Here is a 16,724-nt window from a genome sequence, read left to right on the forward strand (position 1 = left end):
CCCCAGGACATGGACGTCGGCCGCAGCCGGCTCGCCGGGTGGCGCGCCGCGCACGAGGAGGCGGGGGTGCCGGCGAGTGAACTGCTGGTCGAAACGGGCGACTTCACCGAGGAGAGCGGCAGTCGCGCCATGCGTTTGCTTCTTGAACGCGCACCTGGTCTGGACGCCGTCTTCGCCGCGTCCGACCTCATGGCGGTCGGCGCACTGGCCGAACTGCGCCGCCAGAAGCGGCAGGTGCCCGGCGACGTCGCCGTGGTCGGCTTCGAGGACTCCGTCCTCGCCCGGCACACCAATCCGCCCCTGACGACGGTGCGTCAGCCGGTGGAGGAACTGGGCCGCACCATGGCTCGCATCCTCACCGACATCACCCACCACGGCGCACCCCGGCAGCAGATGACACTGCCGACGGAGCTGGTGGTGCGCGAGTCGTCGTGAGGCCTGCCTACGGCAGTCCTGCGGTGTCCCGGCCGTGCGGTGCCGCTGAGCGTCCGGTACCCGCACCGCTCCCGTCCGGGGGTGACGGAGCCGGTCGTCGGCGCGGTGCGCCCGGGTGGCGCGGCGCTGGACCGACTGGCGCCCTTCGGCTGATGACCGGGGGCCCGCTCGCAGCGGGGTGGTGCTCCGAAGGACGCCGATGCTCTTCGCAGGCGCGAACCGGTTCACGGTCGTCCCGCGGCGGGCCTGTCGTCGGCCGGGGGCGTCTGGCCGGGCACTTCCCGCCCCGCGCCCGGCCCGCAGCCGCGACTCGGGTTCGGAGGCCGCACGGGGCGCTGTCCGACACCGCGCGGACGGGGGCCTGAAGGGTACGCGCGGGCCGACAGGCCGGTCGACGGTGCTGGTCGTCGGCATGGACAGTCGGACGCCGGCCACCCCCGCGCCTGCGTGAGTGCGCGGACCGGCGTGCGGGGCGGAGCCCGTCACCGGCGCTGCCCTGGGCGTCGGACACCTGCCGCACGGGGCGCCGAGCCCGTTTGCGGATCCATGGCACGGAAACCGGCTGGTCCGGGTGCCGGGCGCTGAGGCCGTTGCCATCGGGACGGCTCGGACGGTCCCGGCCGAAGGTGCCGTGTGCGCTTTCCGGTGTGCGCGGGACCGGACCGAGGCAACGTGCCTGGACCGTCTGAGGGGTCCCGCATCGTTCGGCAGCTCGCCGGCCCCGTCCCCGCCGGGGTGCACCCGCCTTTTCGTCGCGCCGGACGACGGCTTGATCACGTGAGGCCCCTGGCCGAGTGGGTGACGGCTGCGGAGCATGGACTGGTGCCCCCTCCCACGGCGCCGAGGCCTGGGGCCCGGGGGAAGTGAGGGGCAGCGGGGGCGGGCCGCGCCGGCCCCCCGGGCCGACCGGCAGGGCTCGCCCCACTCTGCCTGCTCCCGGCAATCGGGCGGCCCGGAAGGTTGCCGACCTGGTGACCGGTCATGGTCCGGAGCGACTGCCTATGGTTCGTCCCTGTGCGCCGGAAATTCTGGCCGGCGTCCGGTCCCCCACCGGAAGCGCCCGGACAACCCGCGCGGACCGATCGCACGACGGGCACGCCGCGTCCTGCGCCGCCGCGGCGACCACAGCCCCTCTCCCCTCCCCGGAATGACCGCCATGACGCGCCGAGACGAACCCCGTGAAGCCCTTCCCCCGACGCGAGACCTGGTCGAGGAGGTCGTCGTCCGCTTCGATGCCTACGCCCGGGCCCGGGCGGCACGCGACAGCCTCTTCCCGACGGCTCGGACCACTCCACGCCAGGAACAGCGCGCGTTCGACGACCTGCAGGCCGCCGTCGCACGCCTGCGCAACAGGCTCGGCTGAGCGGGACACGGCGCCGCCCGCCCACGGCGGACGCGTCCGGACGTCGTCCCGGGCGAGCCGACACTCCGCCGCCCCGGGCCGGTCACGTGGTCGAATAGAGGGAGAGGGGGCGTACGGGAGCCCGCGAACCGACCGGGAGAGCGCACGTGAGCACACCGCGGATCGACTACCCAGCGTTGTTCGCCGCGACGCCCAGCCCTTTCCTGGTGCTGTCCCCCGATCTGGTGATCGTCGAGGTCAACGAGGCATATCTCCAGGTCACCGGGCGGACGAGGGACGAGCTCGTCGGCCGTGAGCTGTTCGAGGTCCACCCCGACAATCCGGCGGACCCGGCCGCCACCGGGGTGCGGAACCTGACCGCCTCACTGGAACGGGTGCTGCGTACCAAGCAGCCGGACACCATGGCGGTGCAGCGGTACGACCTCGCCGTCACCGGGCGACCCGGAGTGTTCCAGGCGCGGTGGTGGTCCCCCGTCAACACACCCGTCCTGGGACCGGACGGAGAGGTCCGGTGGATCATCCACCGGGTGGAGGACCTGACGGAGTTCATGTTGTCCCGTCCTCTGCGGAGCGAGCCCGGGGAGGCCCAGAAGAGCCGTGAGGGCGTCGAGCTGGAACTGTTCACCCGCGCGCAGGACCTGCAACTCGTCAACGACGAACTGCGCGACGCCCACGACTGGGAACGCCTGACCGCCATCACCCTGCAGAAGGCCATGCTCCACTCCCCGGACCTGGCGGGGCACGGTGAGATCGCCGTGCGGTACATGCCGGCCACCCGGTCCCTCAACATCTGCGGTGACTGGTACGACGTGGTCGACCTCCCCGACGACAGGTTCACCGTCGCGGTCGGTGACGTGGTCGGCCACGGTCTGGAGGCCGCCGCCGTGATGGGCATGCTCCGCAGCGCCCTCTCCGCTGCCGTCCGGGCCATCCCCGAGCCCGGCAAGGCCATGGACGTTCTCAGCACGTACGCCCGTACGTTCGAGAGCGCGCTGGCGACGACCGCGGCCAAGGCGGTCGTCGACCGCCGCAACCACCGGATCACCTACACCAGCGCCGGCCACCTGCCGCCGGTCCTGTGCCGCCCGGACGGCAGCGTCGAGCTGCTCGACAAGGCGACCGACCCGCCTCTGGGCGTCCTGACCCACCAGTCACCACGCCCCCAGGCGACGGTGTCCTACGGGCCGGGCGACACCCTCGTGCTGTACACCGACGGTCTCGTCGAACGCCGTGGTGAGGACATCGACACGGGGCTGCTCCGCCTCACCGGGGCCGTCGCCCGGCACGCCCGGCTGGACCCCGAGGACTTGGCGGACACCCTGCTCGCGCGCCTCGGCGTGGCCGACGGCGGGGCCGACGACGTCGCCCTGATCATCGTCCGGCTGTAGTCCGGCGGTTGCTCCGGCCGTCTCGTCGGGGGCCGCGCTCCCCCACGCACCGGGTATAGCACCGCGTTATCACCAAGTGTGAGTACCACCGTTCAACGATTCTCCGGAATTCTGGGCGATGCCCCGGCGAACTCCCCGTGCACACGGAGGACTTCGCCGGCGTGCGGCCCTCGGGGCCGCTTCCCCCACACCCGCGCGCCCGCAGGGCGTGCCTCCGGAATCGAGGAACCTTGCGCATATCAAGGCTCATGCCCGCTCTCGCCGCCGCAGCGGTCTCCGTCCTCGCGCTTCTCGCTCCCCACGCCGCCGCGGCCGAGTCCCCGGCACCTGCGGTCACCAAGGGCCCGCAGCCCATCATCGGCGGCGGTCAGGCGGGCAGCGGCCCGTGGGCCGCCCGGCTGTTCTCCAACGGCAGGGAGACCTGCTCGGCGACGATCATCGCCCCGACCTGGATCCTCACCGCCAAGCACTGCGTCAGCGGCGGCGGACTGTCCTTCCGCATCGGCAGTCTGGACCAGCACAGCGGTGGAACCCTCGCCAACGGCGTCCAGACCTACACCCACAGCTCGGACCTGGCGCTCGTCCGCCTGGACCGTTCCGTGCAGGCGACCTACGCGAACCTCGGCCAACCGGGCACCGTGCGTGTCGGCCAGAGCGTGCAGGTGTACGGCTGGGGCGCCACCTCCCGGTGCGGCTCCGAGGCGACCTGCCAGTCCCGCTACCTGAAGGTCGCGAACGTCACGGTCACCGGCGGGTGCGGTGACGCATACGGCGGCTCCGCCATCTGTGCCCGCCGGGGCGACGGCATCACCGCCGGCGGGGACTCGGGCGGTCCGATGATGGCGAACGGCGTCCAGGTCGGTGTCGCCTCCACCAGCGACCGCCAGACGACCACCGCGTACACCAACGTGACGGCGTACCGCTCCTGGATCCAGTCGGTGGCGGGCGTCTGACCGGACCGTACAACGGGTCCCGTACCGCACGACGGGTCCCGTACCGCACGACGGGCCCCGTACCGCGCGGCGGTACGGGGCCCTGGGTCCGGGGCCCGTCGGTGAGGTGCCCCGGGCGGACGTTACGGTGTCACGCAGCCGATCGTTCCCGCCGGGAAGTTGTTGCCCGACGAGGTGGCCGTGAAGCCGAACGTGACGCTTCCGTCGGGCTGGATCACACGGTTGTGGTCGACGTTCCTCACCGTCACCGTGCCGTCGGAACCGGTGGACAGCGAACCGTTCCACGCGCTGGCGATCCGGGTCCCGTCACCGGGTTTCCACTGCACCGCCCAGCCGTTGCGCGGTGAGGTCCCGTGGTTCATGACCTCGACCGAGGCCTGGAAGCCGCCGTTCCAGGAGTTCACCACGTTGTAGACGGCCATGCAGGAACCGGTGTGCGGAGGCGGGTCCGTGGGAGTCGGATCCGTGGGGGTCGGGTCCGGGTCGGGCGCCGAGTCACCGATGCCGGTGACCTCGCCGTTGCCGCCGTCGAAGACGATGTCGGAGCAGGAGAAGAAGTTCTCCTGACTGTCCGAACGGACCCACTGCATGAACATCAGCGCGTTCCCGGAGCGGCCGGAGGGCAGGTTCAGGTTCCAGTAGTAGTGACCGCCGTTGGTGCCCGCCGAACCCTGCTGGGACGGGTCGGTGACGGTCTGGATCAGCTCCAGGTCGGCCCAGCGCAGCTGGGAGGTGGGCGACCAGCCGGGCTTGGTGAGGTACACCCGGAAGTCACCGGGGTGGGCCGCCCAGTTGCTGTACTTCACCTTGATCGTGGACCCGGACGTCAGGTGCGTCCGGGGCCAGTCGGAGCGGGCCGCGTTGTAGGCGGAGAAGTCGTACGGGGACCGGTCGCCGGCGCTGCAGAGCGTGCCGTCCGGCACGTAACCGGCGCCGCGGCCACCGGCGTTGGAGTCCAGGACGGCGAACCAGTTGTACAGCGCCGTGGCGCCGCTCCGGTTCAGCGCGTCGCGGCACGCCGGGTTGCTCGGGTTCAGCCCTCCGGTGCCGGTGACGGCGTCCAGCTGGCAGAGGTAGGTGCGCGAGCCCGGCATCATCGCCACACCGTGTGCCTGCGCGTTGCTCTGCCAGAGGAAGCTGAGGCCGAGCCCTCCGAGGAGGGTGGCCAGTACCGCTGCGAGGGCCATGAATCTGTTCCGTAAGGCCATGGGGTCTCCTGTGCCGGTGGCGGGTTGGTGAATCGGTGGCCCGGCCTGCGCCGGGACGAGGGGGCGGCGAAGCGGGAGGAGCGGCCGGTGGGGTGAGGGAGTGGAGCCCCTGCCCGTCCCGGGAGGGGCGTCGACCGGACCGGGCAGGGGGCTGAGGGGGCGGAACGCGGGGCCCGTCCCGCCGGTGCGGGGAGGGACGGCGGGCCCCGGAACCGCGGGACGGCGGGCGCGCGGCCCTTCCGTCGTGTCAGGCGGTCGTGCAGGCGTTGCCGTTCAGGCGGAAGCCGTCCGGCTGGGCGAAGGAGCCGGCGTAGGTTCCCTGGAACCCGAAGGTCTGGCTCCCGCCGGGCGCGATACGGGCGTTGTTGTCCGTCGCCCTGGCCGTGACGGCACCCGAGGACGGAGTGACGGACGCGTTCCACGCGTGGGTGACGCGCTGCCCCGAGGGCAGGGTGAAGGCGAGCGTCCAGCCGTCGACGGGGGTCGAACCGGTGTTGCGCACCGTGACGTCCGCGGTGAAGCCGCCCGGCCAGACGTTGGTGGCGTACGACACCGTGCACGCCGTGGTGCCGCCGGGTTCACCCGGGTTGCCGCCGCCGGTCTCGATGGTGGAGGAGAAGGAGTTCACCGCGAGGCCCGCTCCGTTCTGCCAGGGCTCGAACCCCGCCTGGATGCTCGTCAGGTACCAGTCGTTCCGCGCCATCCCGCGCGCGACGGTCTCCCGGACGAAGTCCATGACGTCGAAGCTCCAGCTGCTGATCGCGGACGGCGCGACGAACGACAGCACGTCGTTGGTCCCGTTGCCGCCCGACCACACCTGCCAGGTGCGTCCGCCGACGGTGGCCGTGCCGACCTGGGAGCCGATCGGCTGGACCGGGCCCACCTTGTTGAACCAGATCATGATCTCGGTCCGGTTCACGCCGTCGGTGCGGGGCGTGGGGTCCAGCCAGATGTCGTACGAGGCGTTGTACACGGCGTCGCCGACGTAGCCGTAGGAAATGCTGGTGGGTGCGGCGGAGATGCCGCTGATCCGGGCCGGGAGCCGGGTGCCGGGCGAACAGTTGGTGTAGTGGCAGCCGTTGAAGACCGACGGGTACGACTTCGGGGCGCCGTTGGTGGGCACCGAGCCGTCGGCCTGGGTGAGGCGGAAGCCGTTGTCCGTGGCGGTGACGCACTGGGTGGCGCTGGTGCCCCAGCGGTTGTTCTGGACGACGTAGCGGCCCTGGATGGTGGTCGATCCGAACTGTTCGCAGACCGTGGTGTCGGCCTGCGCGGGAGCCGTCGCGGTCATCAGCGCCGCGACCACCGCGAGGGCGGTGAGGAGTGTCGCGAACAGGGCGCGTGGGGCGCGGGTCTGGTGCGGTAACCGTCGCATGCGGGGGGCCTCTCCTGGAGGGTGCGTGGGCGACCGGTGGGAGCGCTCCCGTCTCCCCATGTGATGGGAGCGCTCCCAAAACTGGTTCGGATCCGGACTGTAGAAGGCTCACATGTCCCTGACAAGACTGTGTGCACGGGCCTGTCGAATTCATTTCGAAGCCGCAGGTCAGCGGGGTGATCCAGGAGCAGGTACGCGTCGGGAGCGCTCCCGAAAGGTTTCGCGCCGGGGGCGGAGCGCGTCAGGCCGATCCTCTGAGTACCAGCTCGGTGCGGAGGATGACGTGCCGCCAGGCCACCGCGGAGTCCTCCATCTCCTCCAGCAGCAGCCGCACCATCGTCCGGCCGATGTCCTCCAGCGGCTGCCGCACCGTGGTCAGCTTCGGATCGGTGTGCTGGGCGAGCGGGAAGTCGTCGAAGCCGATCACCGCGACGTCCTCGGGCACCCGGCGGCCCGCGGCGCGCAGGGCGTGCAGCGCCCCGGCGGCCATGGTGTCCGAGGCGGCGAACACCGCGTCGATCTCCGGGGCACGCGCGAGGAGTTCGGCGGTCGCCCGGCGCCCGCTGCCCTCGGAGAAGTCACCCTCGGCGATCCAGGACGGCCGGCTCTCGGCCCCCGCCCGCCGCAACGCCTCGCGGTATCCGCGCAGCCGGCACTGGGCCACGTACATGTCGAGCGGACCGGTGACGGTCGCGACGGAGCGGCGGCCGGTGTCCAGCAGGTGCGTCACCGCGCTGCGGGCGCCTCCGGCGTTGTCCGCGTCGACGTAGGTCACCCCCTCGTCCCCCGAGCGCCTCCCCAGCAGCACGGTGGGCAGTCCCACCTCGGCGAGCATGTCGGGCAACGCGTCCTCGGCGTGCACGGACATCAGCATGACGCCGTCCACCCGTCCGCCGCGCGCGTACTCCACGAAGCGCCGGCGTTCGGCGTCCGTGCGGACGAGGGTGAGCAGCAGCTGGACCTTGGTGTCGGTCAGCGCGTCACCGACGGACCGGACGATCTCCGAGAAGAACGGCTCGCCGAACATCCGCCAGTCCGGCTCCGTCATGACCAGCGCGACGGCGTCGGCACGCCGGCCCGCCAGCGAGCGGGCGGCCAGGTTGGGGACGTACCCCAGTTCGGCGATGGCCCGTTGCACGGTGCGGCGCGTCGATTCCTTCACGCCCGCCGCGTTGTTGATGACGCGGGAGACGGTGCCCCGCCCCACTCCGGCGAGCGCGGCGACCTCCTCGAGCGTCGGTGTGCCGGGACGCTGCCTGACCATGACCACCCCCACGAGATCACCCGATCCTACGGCGCCCGGGCCCCGGTTCGGAGGCCCAGGGTCCCGTGTGACGCCCACGCCGGGCGCCGTTCTCACCGGCCGGCGGCGGTTTCGGGGGCCGGGGTGTGACGCCGCGGGCCGACGGAGGATCACCTACCGGTCTCGGTGGGCCCTCTCCGTGGCCACTTCGAGACGCACCCGCAACGCCCCGTGCCGCACGTTCCGGCCCGCCGCGCCGTCACAGTCGGGGAAGGCGGCATCAACCAACCGAGGGGGTACGGACGATGAAGCGGTACGGGGCACGTCGGCCGGCCGGAGCGCTGGTCGCGCTCGCGGCGGCGAGCGGACTGCTGCTGAGCGGATGCAGCGGAGGCAGCGACAGCGGGTCCAGGGCGGGCGACGCGTCGTACGACCGCCTCGGCGGTGGTCCGGCGCCGTCGCCCGCACCGGACGCCCCCCGGGGTCCGGGCGGACAGTACGACGGTGAACGGCGTGAGGGGGAGCAGGACTCGGGGGACGTCTCCCCGGCGCCCGACCACCTGTCGACCTTCGCCCTCGACGTCGACACGGCCTCGTACGGCTACGCCCGTCGCACCCTCGCCGAGGGCAGGCTGCCCGACCCGTCGACCGTGCGCCCCGAGGAGTTCGTCAACAGCTTCCGGCAGGACTACGACCGTCCCGGCGGCGACGGGTTCACGGTCACCGTGGACGGGGCCCGCACCGGGGAGAAGGACTGGTCCCTGGTCCGTGTGGGCCTGGCCACCCGGGCCGCCGAGCCGAGCGGTCGACGGCCGCCCGCCGCCCTGACCTTCGTCATCGACGTCTCGGGCTCGATGGCCGAGCCGGGCCGACTCGACCTGGCGAAGGAGTCCCTCGGCACGATGACGGACCGGTTGCGCGACGACGACTCGGTCGCCCTCGTCACCTTCAGCGACGAGGCCGAGGCCGTGCTGCCGATGACCGGACTCGGGGGGAACCGGGGCGAGATCCACGACGCGATCGACAGCCTGGAGCCCACCGACTCCACCAACCTCGGCGCGGGCGTGGAGACCGGGTACGAGACGGCCGTGGAAGGGCTGCGCGAGGGCGCCACCAACCGGGTCGTCCTGGTCTCGGACGCGCTCGCCAACACCGGGGAGACGGAGGCCGACGCGATCCTGGAACGCATCGCCGGCTCCCGCCGCGAGCACGGCTCACCCTGTTCGGCGTGGGCGTCGGCAGCGACTACGGCGACGCGCTCATGGAGAAGCTCGCGGACCGGGGCGACGGTCACACGGTGTACGTGTCCGACGAGCAGGACGCGCGCAAGGTGTTCTGCGAACAGCTGCCGCGCGCCATCGAGTTGACCGCGCGGGACGCGAAGGCGCAGGTCGCCTTCGACCCGGGGACGGTCGCCGCGTTCCGCCTGGTCGGCTACGACAACCGCCGGGTCGCCGACGAGGACTTCCGCGACGACGGCGTCGACGGCGGCGAGGTCGGACCCGGTCACACCGTGACGGCCCTGTACGCCGTGCGCACCCGCCCGGGTGCCGAGGGTCATCTGGCGACGGCGACCGTGCGCTGGCTGGACCCCGGCAGCCGCACCCCGCACGAGGAGACGGGCGACGTGGAGACCGGCGGCCTCGCGGGCTCCGTGTGGCGCGCGTCCGGCGGTCTGGCGGTCTCCGCCACCGCCGCCTACTTCGCCGACGCGCTGCGCTCCCCCGGCCACCGCCACAGTGCCCTGCCCGGAGCCCCGGGGCTCGGTGAACTCGCCGAGCGCGCCGGTTCCCTGGCGGACCGGACCGAGGACGACGACGTCCGTGAACTGGCCGAGGCGATCCGCCGGGCGGACCGTCTGGAATGACCCCCGGCCCTTTGCCCCTGCTTTACGCGCGGGTAAGTTGACTCCTGAGTAAGTAAGCACGGCAGCAACCAGCACGACAGCATCAGCCGCGACCGGGAGCCGTCATGGGTGTACGCAAGGATCTGAAACGGGCGAAACGACGCACCGATCTGGCGGGGCGGACCGGAGTCGAGACCGTCAGGGACGAACGGGGCGTCGTCCGTGAGGCGCGTACGGCGGCCCTCGCCCCGCGGCAGACCACCGGCACCACCGCCGACATCCCGTTCACCAACGCGACCGAGGCGCCCGACGCGGTGGTGCTGCGCCGCGAGGAACGGGGCGTCTGGCGCCCGGTCACGGCGGCGGCTTTCGCCCGCGAGGTCACCGCCGTGGCCAAGGGCCTGATCGCGGCCGGACTGGAACCGGGCGAGCGGGTCGCCGTGATGTCCCGCACCCGCTACGAGTGGGCGGTGCTCGACTTCGCGATCTGGTCCGCCGGCGGCCAGACCGTGCCGGTCTACCCGACCTCCTCCGCCGATCAGGTGGAGTGGATCATCGGCGACTCCGGCGCCCGGTACGCGATCACGGAGACCTCGGAGAACACCGCCACGGTCCGTACGGGCACCGCCGCCCACCCGGCGCCCCCGCGGCTGTGGGAGATCGACGCGGACGCCCTCGCCGACCTCACCGCACTCGGTGCGGGCGTGTCCGACGAAGAGGTCACCAAGCGGCGTGCCGCCCTCTCCCCCGACACCGTCGCCACCGTCTGCTACACCTCCGGCACCACCGGGCGTCCCAAGGGCTGCGTCCTCACCCACGCCAACCTCCACGCGGAGGCGGCGAACACCATCGAGCTGCTGCACCCCGTCTTCAAGGAGGTCACCGACCAGGTCGCCTCGACTCTGCTGTTCCTCCCGCTCGCCCACATCCTGGGCCGCACCCTGCAGATCTCCTGTCTGATGGCCCGGATCGAGATCGGCCACTGCCCGAGCATCAAGCCGGACGAACTGCGGCCCAGGTTCAAGGCGTTCCGGCCGACGTTCCTGGTGGGCGTCCCCTACCTGTTCGAGAAGATCCACGACACCGGCCGGGCCACCGCCGAGAAGCTGGGCCGCGGCGCCTCCTTCGAGCGGGCCCATCGCGTCGCCGTCCGCTTCGGCGAGGCCCATCTGAACCGTTTCCTCGGCCGCGGCAAGGGCCCCGGACCCGGCCTGTACGCCGCCTGGGCACTGTACGACCTGCTCGTCTACCGCCGGGTGCGCAAGGAACTCGGCGGGCGCGTGCGGTACGCCATCAGCGGCGGCTCCCCACTGGAGCGCGACCTCAACCTGTTCTTCTACGCCGCCGGCATCATGATCTACGAGGGGTACGGCCTGACCGAGACCACCGCCGCCGCGACCATCGTCCCGCCGCTCGGCCCCCGCCCCGGCACGGTCGGCCTGCCCGTGCCCGGCACCGCGGTGCGGATCGCCGACGACGGCGAGGTGTGCGTCAAGGGCGGCATCGTCTTCGGCTCGTACCGGAACAACCCGGCCGCCACCGACGAGGTGCTCGACGACGGCTGGTTCACCACCGGCGACCTCGGTTCCCTCGACGAGGACGGCTATCTGACCATCACCGGGCGCAAGAAGGACATCATCGTCACCTCCGGCGGCAAGAACGTCTCCCCCGCCGTCCTGGAGGACCGGCTGCGCAGCCGCCCGCCCGTCGGCCAGTGCCTCGTCGTCGGCGACAACCGGCCCTTCGTCGGCGCGCTGATCACCCTCGACCCCGAGACGGTCGCGCACTGGCTGTCGGTGCGCAAGCTGCCCGCCGACACCCCGATGTCCGAGGTGGTCCGCGATCCCCGGATGCGCGCCGATGTGCAAAGGGCCGTGGACTACGCCAACGAGGCCGTGTCGCGCGCCGAGTCCATTCGCGCCTTCACGCTGGTGGAGGGCGAGTTCACCGAGGAGAACGGACTGCTCACCCCCTCCCTCAAGGTCAAGCGGCAGGCGGCCGAGCAGGCGTACGCGGCGGAGATCTCGGCCCTGTACTCCTGACGCCGCCGACCCGCCCGCGTCCCGTCAGCGCAGGTCGAGACGCATCAGGACGCGGGGATGGCCGGACAGGACCGAGGCCGTGTCGGCGGCGTGGGTGAACCCGGCCCGCTCGAAGTTCTTCCGGATCCCGGCGTACGCCATCGTCAGGTCGACGCGGGCGTCGCCGTTGTCAAGGGGATAGGCCTCGATCGCGGGGGCGCCGTGGGCGCGGGCGAACTCGACCGCGCCGGTGATGAGGGCGTGCGAGATGCCCTGCTTGCGGTGGCCGGGGCGTACCCGGACGCACCACAGGGACCAGACGGGCAGGTCGTCGACGTGGGGGATCTTGCGGTTGCGTGCGAAGGAGGTGTCCGCGCGCGGTGCGACGGCGGCCCAGCCGACCGGCTCGTCGCCGTCGTAGGCGAGCACCCCGAGGGGTGTGCCGGTCCGGCACAGTGCGGCGACGTACTCGCCCCGGGCCGGACCGCGCAGTTCCCGGTTGAGCTTGGAGGGGATGCGGTAGCTCAGGCACCAGCACACGTTCGCCCCCGGCGACTTGGGGCCGAGCACGGTGCGGACGTCCTCGAAGACGGAGGCCGGGCGGACTTCGATGGTCATACGGTCACGATGCCACGTCCCACCGGGCGGCGCCGTGCCGCCGCGTTCACCGCAGCGCGCGGAGGTAGCGGGCGCGGACGCCGAGTTGGACGAGGAGCAGGAGGGGGAAGAGCAGCCGCCAGGGGCCCGCCGGTGCCGCCCGGGTCAGTGAGCGGAGCGTCAGCAGGACCCGGCCGTCGTCGTCCCGGTGCACGATGAAGGCCTCCTCGCCGCTGACCGGGTGGCCCCAGCGGGTGCCGTAGGCGAAGCCGCTCCGGTTCCCTCTCTCCACCACGGCGACGACCTCGACCGGCTCGCGGACGGCGAACCGGCCGCATCCGGCCGTGATGGTGTACCGGCCGCTCTCCCGCGCCCGGAGGCCGCCGCCGTCGGCCGGGGCGACGGAGAAGCCGCTGCGGCGTTTGATCTCCCAGTGCGCCAGGGCGTCCCTGGCCGCCGCCCAGGTGTCGTCCCCGTGCCCGATCGTCACGGTCGTCTCGTACCGGCGGAAACCGGCGGGGGACGCGGGCCAGACCGGGGTGCCCGGGGAGGTGGCACCCCGGGCGGGGTAGCTCAGGCCGGTGCCGTCACCCATGCGCCGGCCGCTCCAGGAAGGCCGCGAGGCCGGCCAGGAGCCGGTCGACGTCCTCGGTGTCGGTGTACGGGGCCAGGCCGACGCGGAGTCCGCCGGTGTCCCCCAGGCCGAGGTGGCGGGAGGCCTCCAGGGCGTAGAAGCTGCCGGAGGGTGCGTGGACGCCGCGCTCCGCGAGGAAGCGGTAGGCGTCCTCGGTGCGGTGGCCGTCGAAGGTGAGCAGCAGGGTGGGGGTGCGCCGGGCGGCACGGGAACGCACGGTGACCCCGTCGAGGGCCGCCAGGCCCTTCTCCAGCCGGTCCCTGAGTACGGCCTCGTGCTCCTCCAGCAGTTCGTAGGTCCGGGCGAGCCGTGCCCGGCGGTCGCCGTCCGGCTGCCCGGAGAGGCCGGCCAGGAAGTCGACGGCCGCCCGGGTGCCCGCGAGGAACTCGTAGGGCAGGGTGCCGAGTTCGAATCGCTCGGGCACGGCGTCGGAGGAGGGCAGCAGCTTGTCCGGGTGGAGGGTCTCCAGCAGCTCCGGGCGGGCGGCCAGCACTCCGTGGTGCGGGCCGAGGAACTTGTAGGGGGAGCAGACGAAGAAGTCCGCGCCGAGCGCCCCGACGTCGACCAGGGCGTGCGCGGTGTAGTGCACGCCGTCGACGTAGAGCAGGGCGCCCGCCTCGTGGACGATCCGCGCGATCTCGGCGATCGGGGGGATGGTGCCGATGAGGTTCGAGGCGGCGGTGACGGCGACCAGACGGGTGCCCCCGGAGAGCCGCTCGCGGATGTCGTCGGCGGTGAGCTCACCGGTGTCCGGGTCGAAGCCGGCGTGGCGGACGGTGGCACCGGCCCGTTCGGCCGCCTGGACCCAGGGGCGGATGTTGGAGTCGTGGTCCAGCCGTGTGACGACCACCTCGTCGCCGGGCGACCAGCCGGCGGCGAGGGTGCGGGAGAAGTCGTAGGTGAGCTGGGTGGCGCTGCGGCCGAAGACGATGCCCGCCGGGTCGGCGCCGAGCAGGTCGGCCATGGCGCGGCGGGTCTCGGTGACCTGGGTGTCGGCGTTGCGCTCGCCCGGCAGGAGTCCGCCGCGGTTGGAGAGGGGCCCGGAGAGCGCCGCTCCGATGGCGTCGATGACGGGTTGCGGCGTCTGGGTGCCGCCCGGGCCGTCGAAGTGCGCGGTGCCGGCGGCCAGGGCGGGTACCTGGGCGCGCAGGGCGGTGAGGTCGTACGTCACGTGGGGCTTCCTCTCGACGGGGCCGGTGCGCCGGTCAGCTGCTGGGCGGGGCGTCGGGCGCCGGTTCCCGCGGCGGGTCGGTGAGCTGCTCGCGCAGATAGTTCCAGACGACCGCGATCAGCGCGGCGACGGGTACCGCGAGCAGGCTGCCGACGATGCCGGCCAGGCTGCCGCCCAGGGTGACCGCCAGCAGCACGACGGCCGCGTGCAGCCCGAGACCGCGGCTCTGGATCACGGGCTGGAACACGTTGCCCTCGAGCTGCTGCACCACGACGATGATGGCCAGCACCAGCAGCGCGTCCATGAGTCCGTTGGACACCAGCGCGATCAGCACCGCGACCAGGCCGGCGAACAGGGCGCCGATGATGGGCACGAACGCGGACACGAACGTCAGCACCGCCAGCGGAAGCACCAGCGGTACGTCGAGGATCCACAGGCCCAGGCCGATGAGGACGGCGTCGAACAGGCCGACGAGCGCCTGGGAGCGCACGAACGAACCCAGGGTGAGCCAGCACCGCTCGGCCACGACCGGGATGTCGGTGGCGAGCCGGCCGGGGAGCTGGCGGCGCAGCCACGGCAGGAAACGCGGGCCGTCCTTGAGGAAGAAGAACATCAGGAAGAGCGCCAGTACGGCGGTGACCACACCGCTGACCACGGTGCTCACACCGGTGACGGCGGTGGTGGCGATGGACCCGGCGCTGTCCTGGAGGCGGGCGGTCGCGGCGTCGAAGGCGTCCGAGATCTGCGCGTCGTCGATGTTCAGCGGCGGCCCTGCGGCCCATTCGCGCAGCCGCTGGACGCCTTCCACGACGCCGTCGCCCAGCTTGCCGGACTCCGACGCCACGGGCACCGCGATCAGCGCCACGGTGCCCGCGGCCACCAGGAGGAACAGCACGGTCACCAGGGTCGCGGCGAGCGCGGGGGGCATGCCGCGCCGGCGCAGGTAACGGGCCGGGGGCCAGGTCAGTGTGGTGAGGAGCAGACCGACCACGAGGGGCCAGACCACCGACCACATCCGGCCCAGCGCCCACAGCACCACCGCGGCGGCCACCAGGACCAGCAGCAGTTCACCGGAGACGCGCGCCGAGGTGCGCAGTGCGGCCCGGGTCTTCCCCGCGTTCAACGTCGCAGACATGGAGGCACCTTACGGTGCCCGCGCGCCGCTGTGATCACCCGGGAGCCCGCCTGCGGACTACGGGCGTCGGAGGGTGCGCGGTCGCGGGGGCCCGGGTGACGCACGGGTGCCGTGCCGTCACACGGGGATCTCCGCTTTCCCGGAGGTCAGTTGAACGCGTCAAGGGTGAACGACGCCTGGCGCGGGTTGCCGTCGTGGACGAGCGACTCGTGGTGGCCGACGTCGTCGAAGGCGAATCCGTAGGCCTTCCCGTCGGCCATGTGCGCGTGGATGATCCGGGAGTAGTGGTTGGTGACGGGCTCACGGTAGAAGCCGGCCGCAGTGGAGTCGGGCTGGTCGGGGTTGGTGAGGAGGGTGGTGCGGTGGAACCCCGCGCACAGGGTGCGGGAGATCGGTCCGCGCACCTGGTCGTTCGGTGCGTCGAGAAGGCGGTGGCAGCCGAAGACGGACGAGGCGTCGGGTTTCTGGAAACTGGTGACGACGGCACCCGAGCCGTTCGTGAACCGCATGACGCCGCCCGAGACCCGGCCGTGGTACCTGATGTCGGGCCGGTCGCCGAAGGGTGTGACCGTCAGCGTCGTACCGGAGTACTTCTGCCAGACCCGGTTGATGTAGTCGTCCATGATCGACGCCGGCAGCGCACCCGTCTCGACTCCGTACAGCGGGGACAGCGCGCGCAGGACGGTGCCGTCGGGCCGGGTCTGGATCAGGTTGGCCCAGCCGCCGGACTGTCCCCTGAGGGCGTTGAGGACTCCGTTGTAACCGCCGGGCCTGAGCCGGCCGGCGGTCACCGTGCTGCCGTCCGCGCGCTGCACGCCCACCGTGTAGGGCGCGGAGAACATGTCGACCTGGGTGCTGTTGAGCCACAGGCCGTCGTTGTTGAGCGTGTACTCCGACCAGTTGAAGAGGATGTTCCGGTTGGGGTCCGTGGGGTTCTGGACGGCCGGCTGCACGAGGCCGCCCGTGGTCAGCCGGAAGGCCATCTTCTGCCCGTAGGAGAAGTAGAGGCGGCCGGAGAACTTCGGGACGCGGATGGTCTTGGTCTGTCCTGCCGCCGGACCCGGGATCGAGGCGTCGGGTGCGGGTGTGGGCGGGTTGCCTCCCGCGGGCCAGGGGTGGAAGGTGCCGTTGGCGTCGGCCCAGCCCTGCCGGCCGGTCGACAGCTCGGTGCCGAGGTTGTAGAGGTACACCTGCTCGCCGCGGCCGGAGTTGTTGGTGACCGTCATGGGGATGGTGTCGGGGACCGCGGCGTGGGCGGGGGACGGGGCTCCGGTGGCGAGCAGTGACCCGCCGAGCGCCGTGGCGATGCCCAGTCCCACCGCCGTGACCTTGCGTCTGAGGGTGCGCAGCATGTT

Annotated in this window: 13 protein-coding genes and 1 pseudogene; 6 read left to right on the forward strand and 8 right to left on the reverse strand. The window is 72.4% G+C overall.

Features of this window, described 5'->3' with window-relative positions:
• The 4 genes from IE172_RS21020 to IE172_RS21035 form a co-directional block, all read left to right on the forward strand.
• A partial coding sequence (locus tag IE172_RS21020) for a LacI family DNA-binding transcriptional regulator (RefSeq protein ID WP_190098817.1) occupies window positions 1–435 on the forward strand: 435 nt, incomplete at its 5' end.
• Window positions 436–1,591: 1,156 nt separating this feature from the next.
• Entirely contained in the window at window positions 1,592–1,798 is a 207-nt protein-coding gene (locus IE172_RS21025) for a hypothetical protein (RefSeq protein ID WP_190099081.1), read from the forward strand.
• A 146-nt stretch (window positions 1,799–1,944) separates the two neighbouring features.
• Window positions 1,945–3,186, forward strand: a complete 1,242-nt coding sequence (locus IE172_RS21030) for a PP2C family protein-serine/threonine phosphatase (protein ID WP_190098818.1) — start codon at window positions 1,945–1,947, stop codon at window positions 3,184–3,186.
• Window positions 3,187–3,434: 248 nt separating this feature from the next.
• The gene (locus IE172_RS21035) at window positions 3,435–4,139 is read left to right on the forward strand and encodes a S1 family peptidase (RefSeq protein WP_229886241.1); all 705 of its coding nucleotides are present in this window, start codon (window positions 3,435–3,437) and stop codon (window positions 4,137–4,139) included.
• Between the two features lie 122 nt (window positions 4,140–4,261).
• Here IE172_RS21035 and IE172_RS21040 read toward each other — a convergent pair whose 3' ends face one another.
• From IE172_RS21040 to IE172_RS21050, 3 genes are all read right to left on the reverse strand, one after another.
• Window positions 4,262–5,347, reverse strand: coding sequence for a lytic polysaccharide monooxygenase (locus IE172_RS21040; RefSeq protein ID WP_190098820.1), 1,086 nt, complete (start codon window positions 5,345–5,347; stop codon window positions 4,262–4,264).
• 247 nt (window positions 5,348–5,594) lie between these two features.
• A complete protein-coding gene (locus IE172_RS21045; RefSeq protein WP_190098821.1) occupies window positions 5,595–6,722 on the reverse strand; it encodes a glycoside hydrolase family 12 protein in 1,128 nt (375 codons plus the stop codon).
• A gap of 241 nt (window positions 6,723–6,963) precedes the next feature.
• Entirely contained in the window at window positions 6,964–7,986 is a 1,023-nt protein-coding gene (locus IE172_RS21050) for a LacI family DNA-binding transcriptional regulator (RefSeq protein WP_190098822.1), read from the reverse strand.
• Between the two features lie 284 nt (window positions 7,987–8,270).
• Here IE172_RS21050 and IE172_RS21055 point away from each other — a divergent pair.
• Window positions 8,271–9,832 (forward strand): annotated as a pseudogene (locus tag IE172_RS21055) (vWA domain-containing protein).
• A gap of 104 nt (window positions 9,833–9,936) precedes the next feature.
• Window positions 9,937–11,853 carry an AMP-dependent synthetase/ligase gene (locus IE172_RS21060; RefSeq protein WP_190098823.1) on the forward strand — a complete coding sequence of 639 codons (1,917 nt, stop codon included), beginning with the start codon at window positions 9,937–9,939 and terminating at the stop codon, window positions 11,851–11,853.
• A gap of 24 nt (window positions 11,854–11,877) precedes the next feature.
• Here IE172_RS21060 and IE172_RS21065 read toward each other — a convergent pair whose 3' ends face one another.
• From IE172_RS21065 to IE172_RS21085, 5 genes are all read right to left on the reverse strand, one after another.
• Window positions 11,878–12,450 (reverse strand): GNAT family N-acetyltransferase, encoded by a 573-nt coding sequence (locus IE172_RS21065; protein ID WP_190098824.1) that lies wholly within the window; start codon window positions 12,448–12,450, stop codon window positions 11,878–11,880.
• 46 nt (window positions 12,451–12,496) lie between these two features.
• Window positions 12,497–13,024, reverse strand: a complete 528-nt coding sequence (locus tag IE172_RS21070) for a DUF1990 family protein (protein WP_190098825.1) — start codon at window positions 13,022–13,024, stop codon at window positions 12,497–12,499.
• Window positions 13,017–14,234: a cysteine desulfurase-like protein gene (locus IE172_RS21075; RefSeq protein ID WP_190098826.1), complete on the reverse strand. Its 1,218-nt coding sequence runs from the start codon at window positions 14,232–14,234 to the stop codon at window positions 13,017–13,019. Before IE172_RS21075 ends, IE172_RS21070 begins: the two co-directional genes overlap by 8 nt.
• Before the next feature lie 34 nt (window positions 14,235–14,268).
• Window positions 14,269–15,369 (reverse strand): AI-2E family transporter, encoded by a 1,101-nt coding sequence (locus IE172_RS21080; RefSeq protein WP_190098827.1) that lies wholly within the window; start codon window positions 15,367–15,369, stop codon window positions 14,269–14,271.
• Window positions 15,370–15,515: 146 nt separating this feature from the next.
• Window positions 15,516–16,721: a glycoside hydrolase family 64 protein gene (locus tag IE172_RS21085; RefSeq protein WP_190098828.1), complete on the reverse strand. Its 1,206-nt coding sequence runs from the start codon at window positions 16,719–16,721 to the stop codon at window positions 15,516–15,518.
• Window positions 16,722–16,724: the final 3 nt, after the last annotated feature.

The sequence above is a fragment of the Streptomyces griseoflavus genome (assembly GCF_014649995.1).
GTDB classification, from domain to species: domain Bacteria; phylum Actinomycetota; class Actinomycetes; order Streptomycetales; family Streptomycetaceae; genus Streptomyces; species Streptomyces griseoflavus.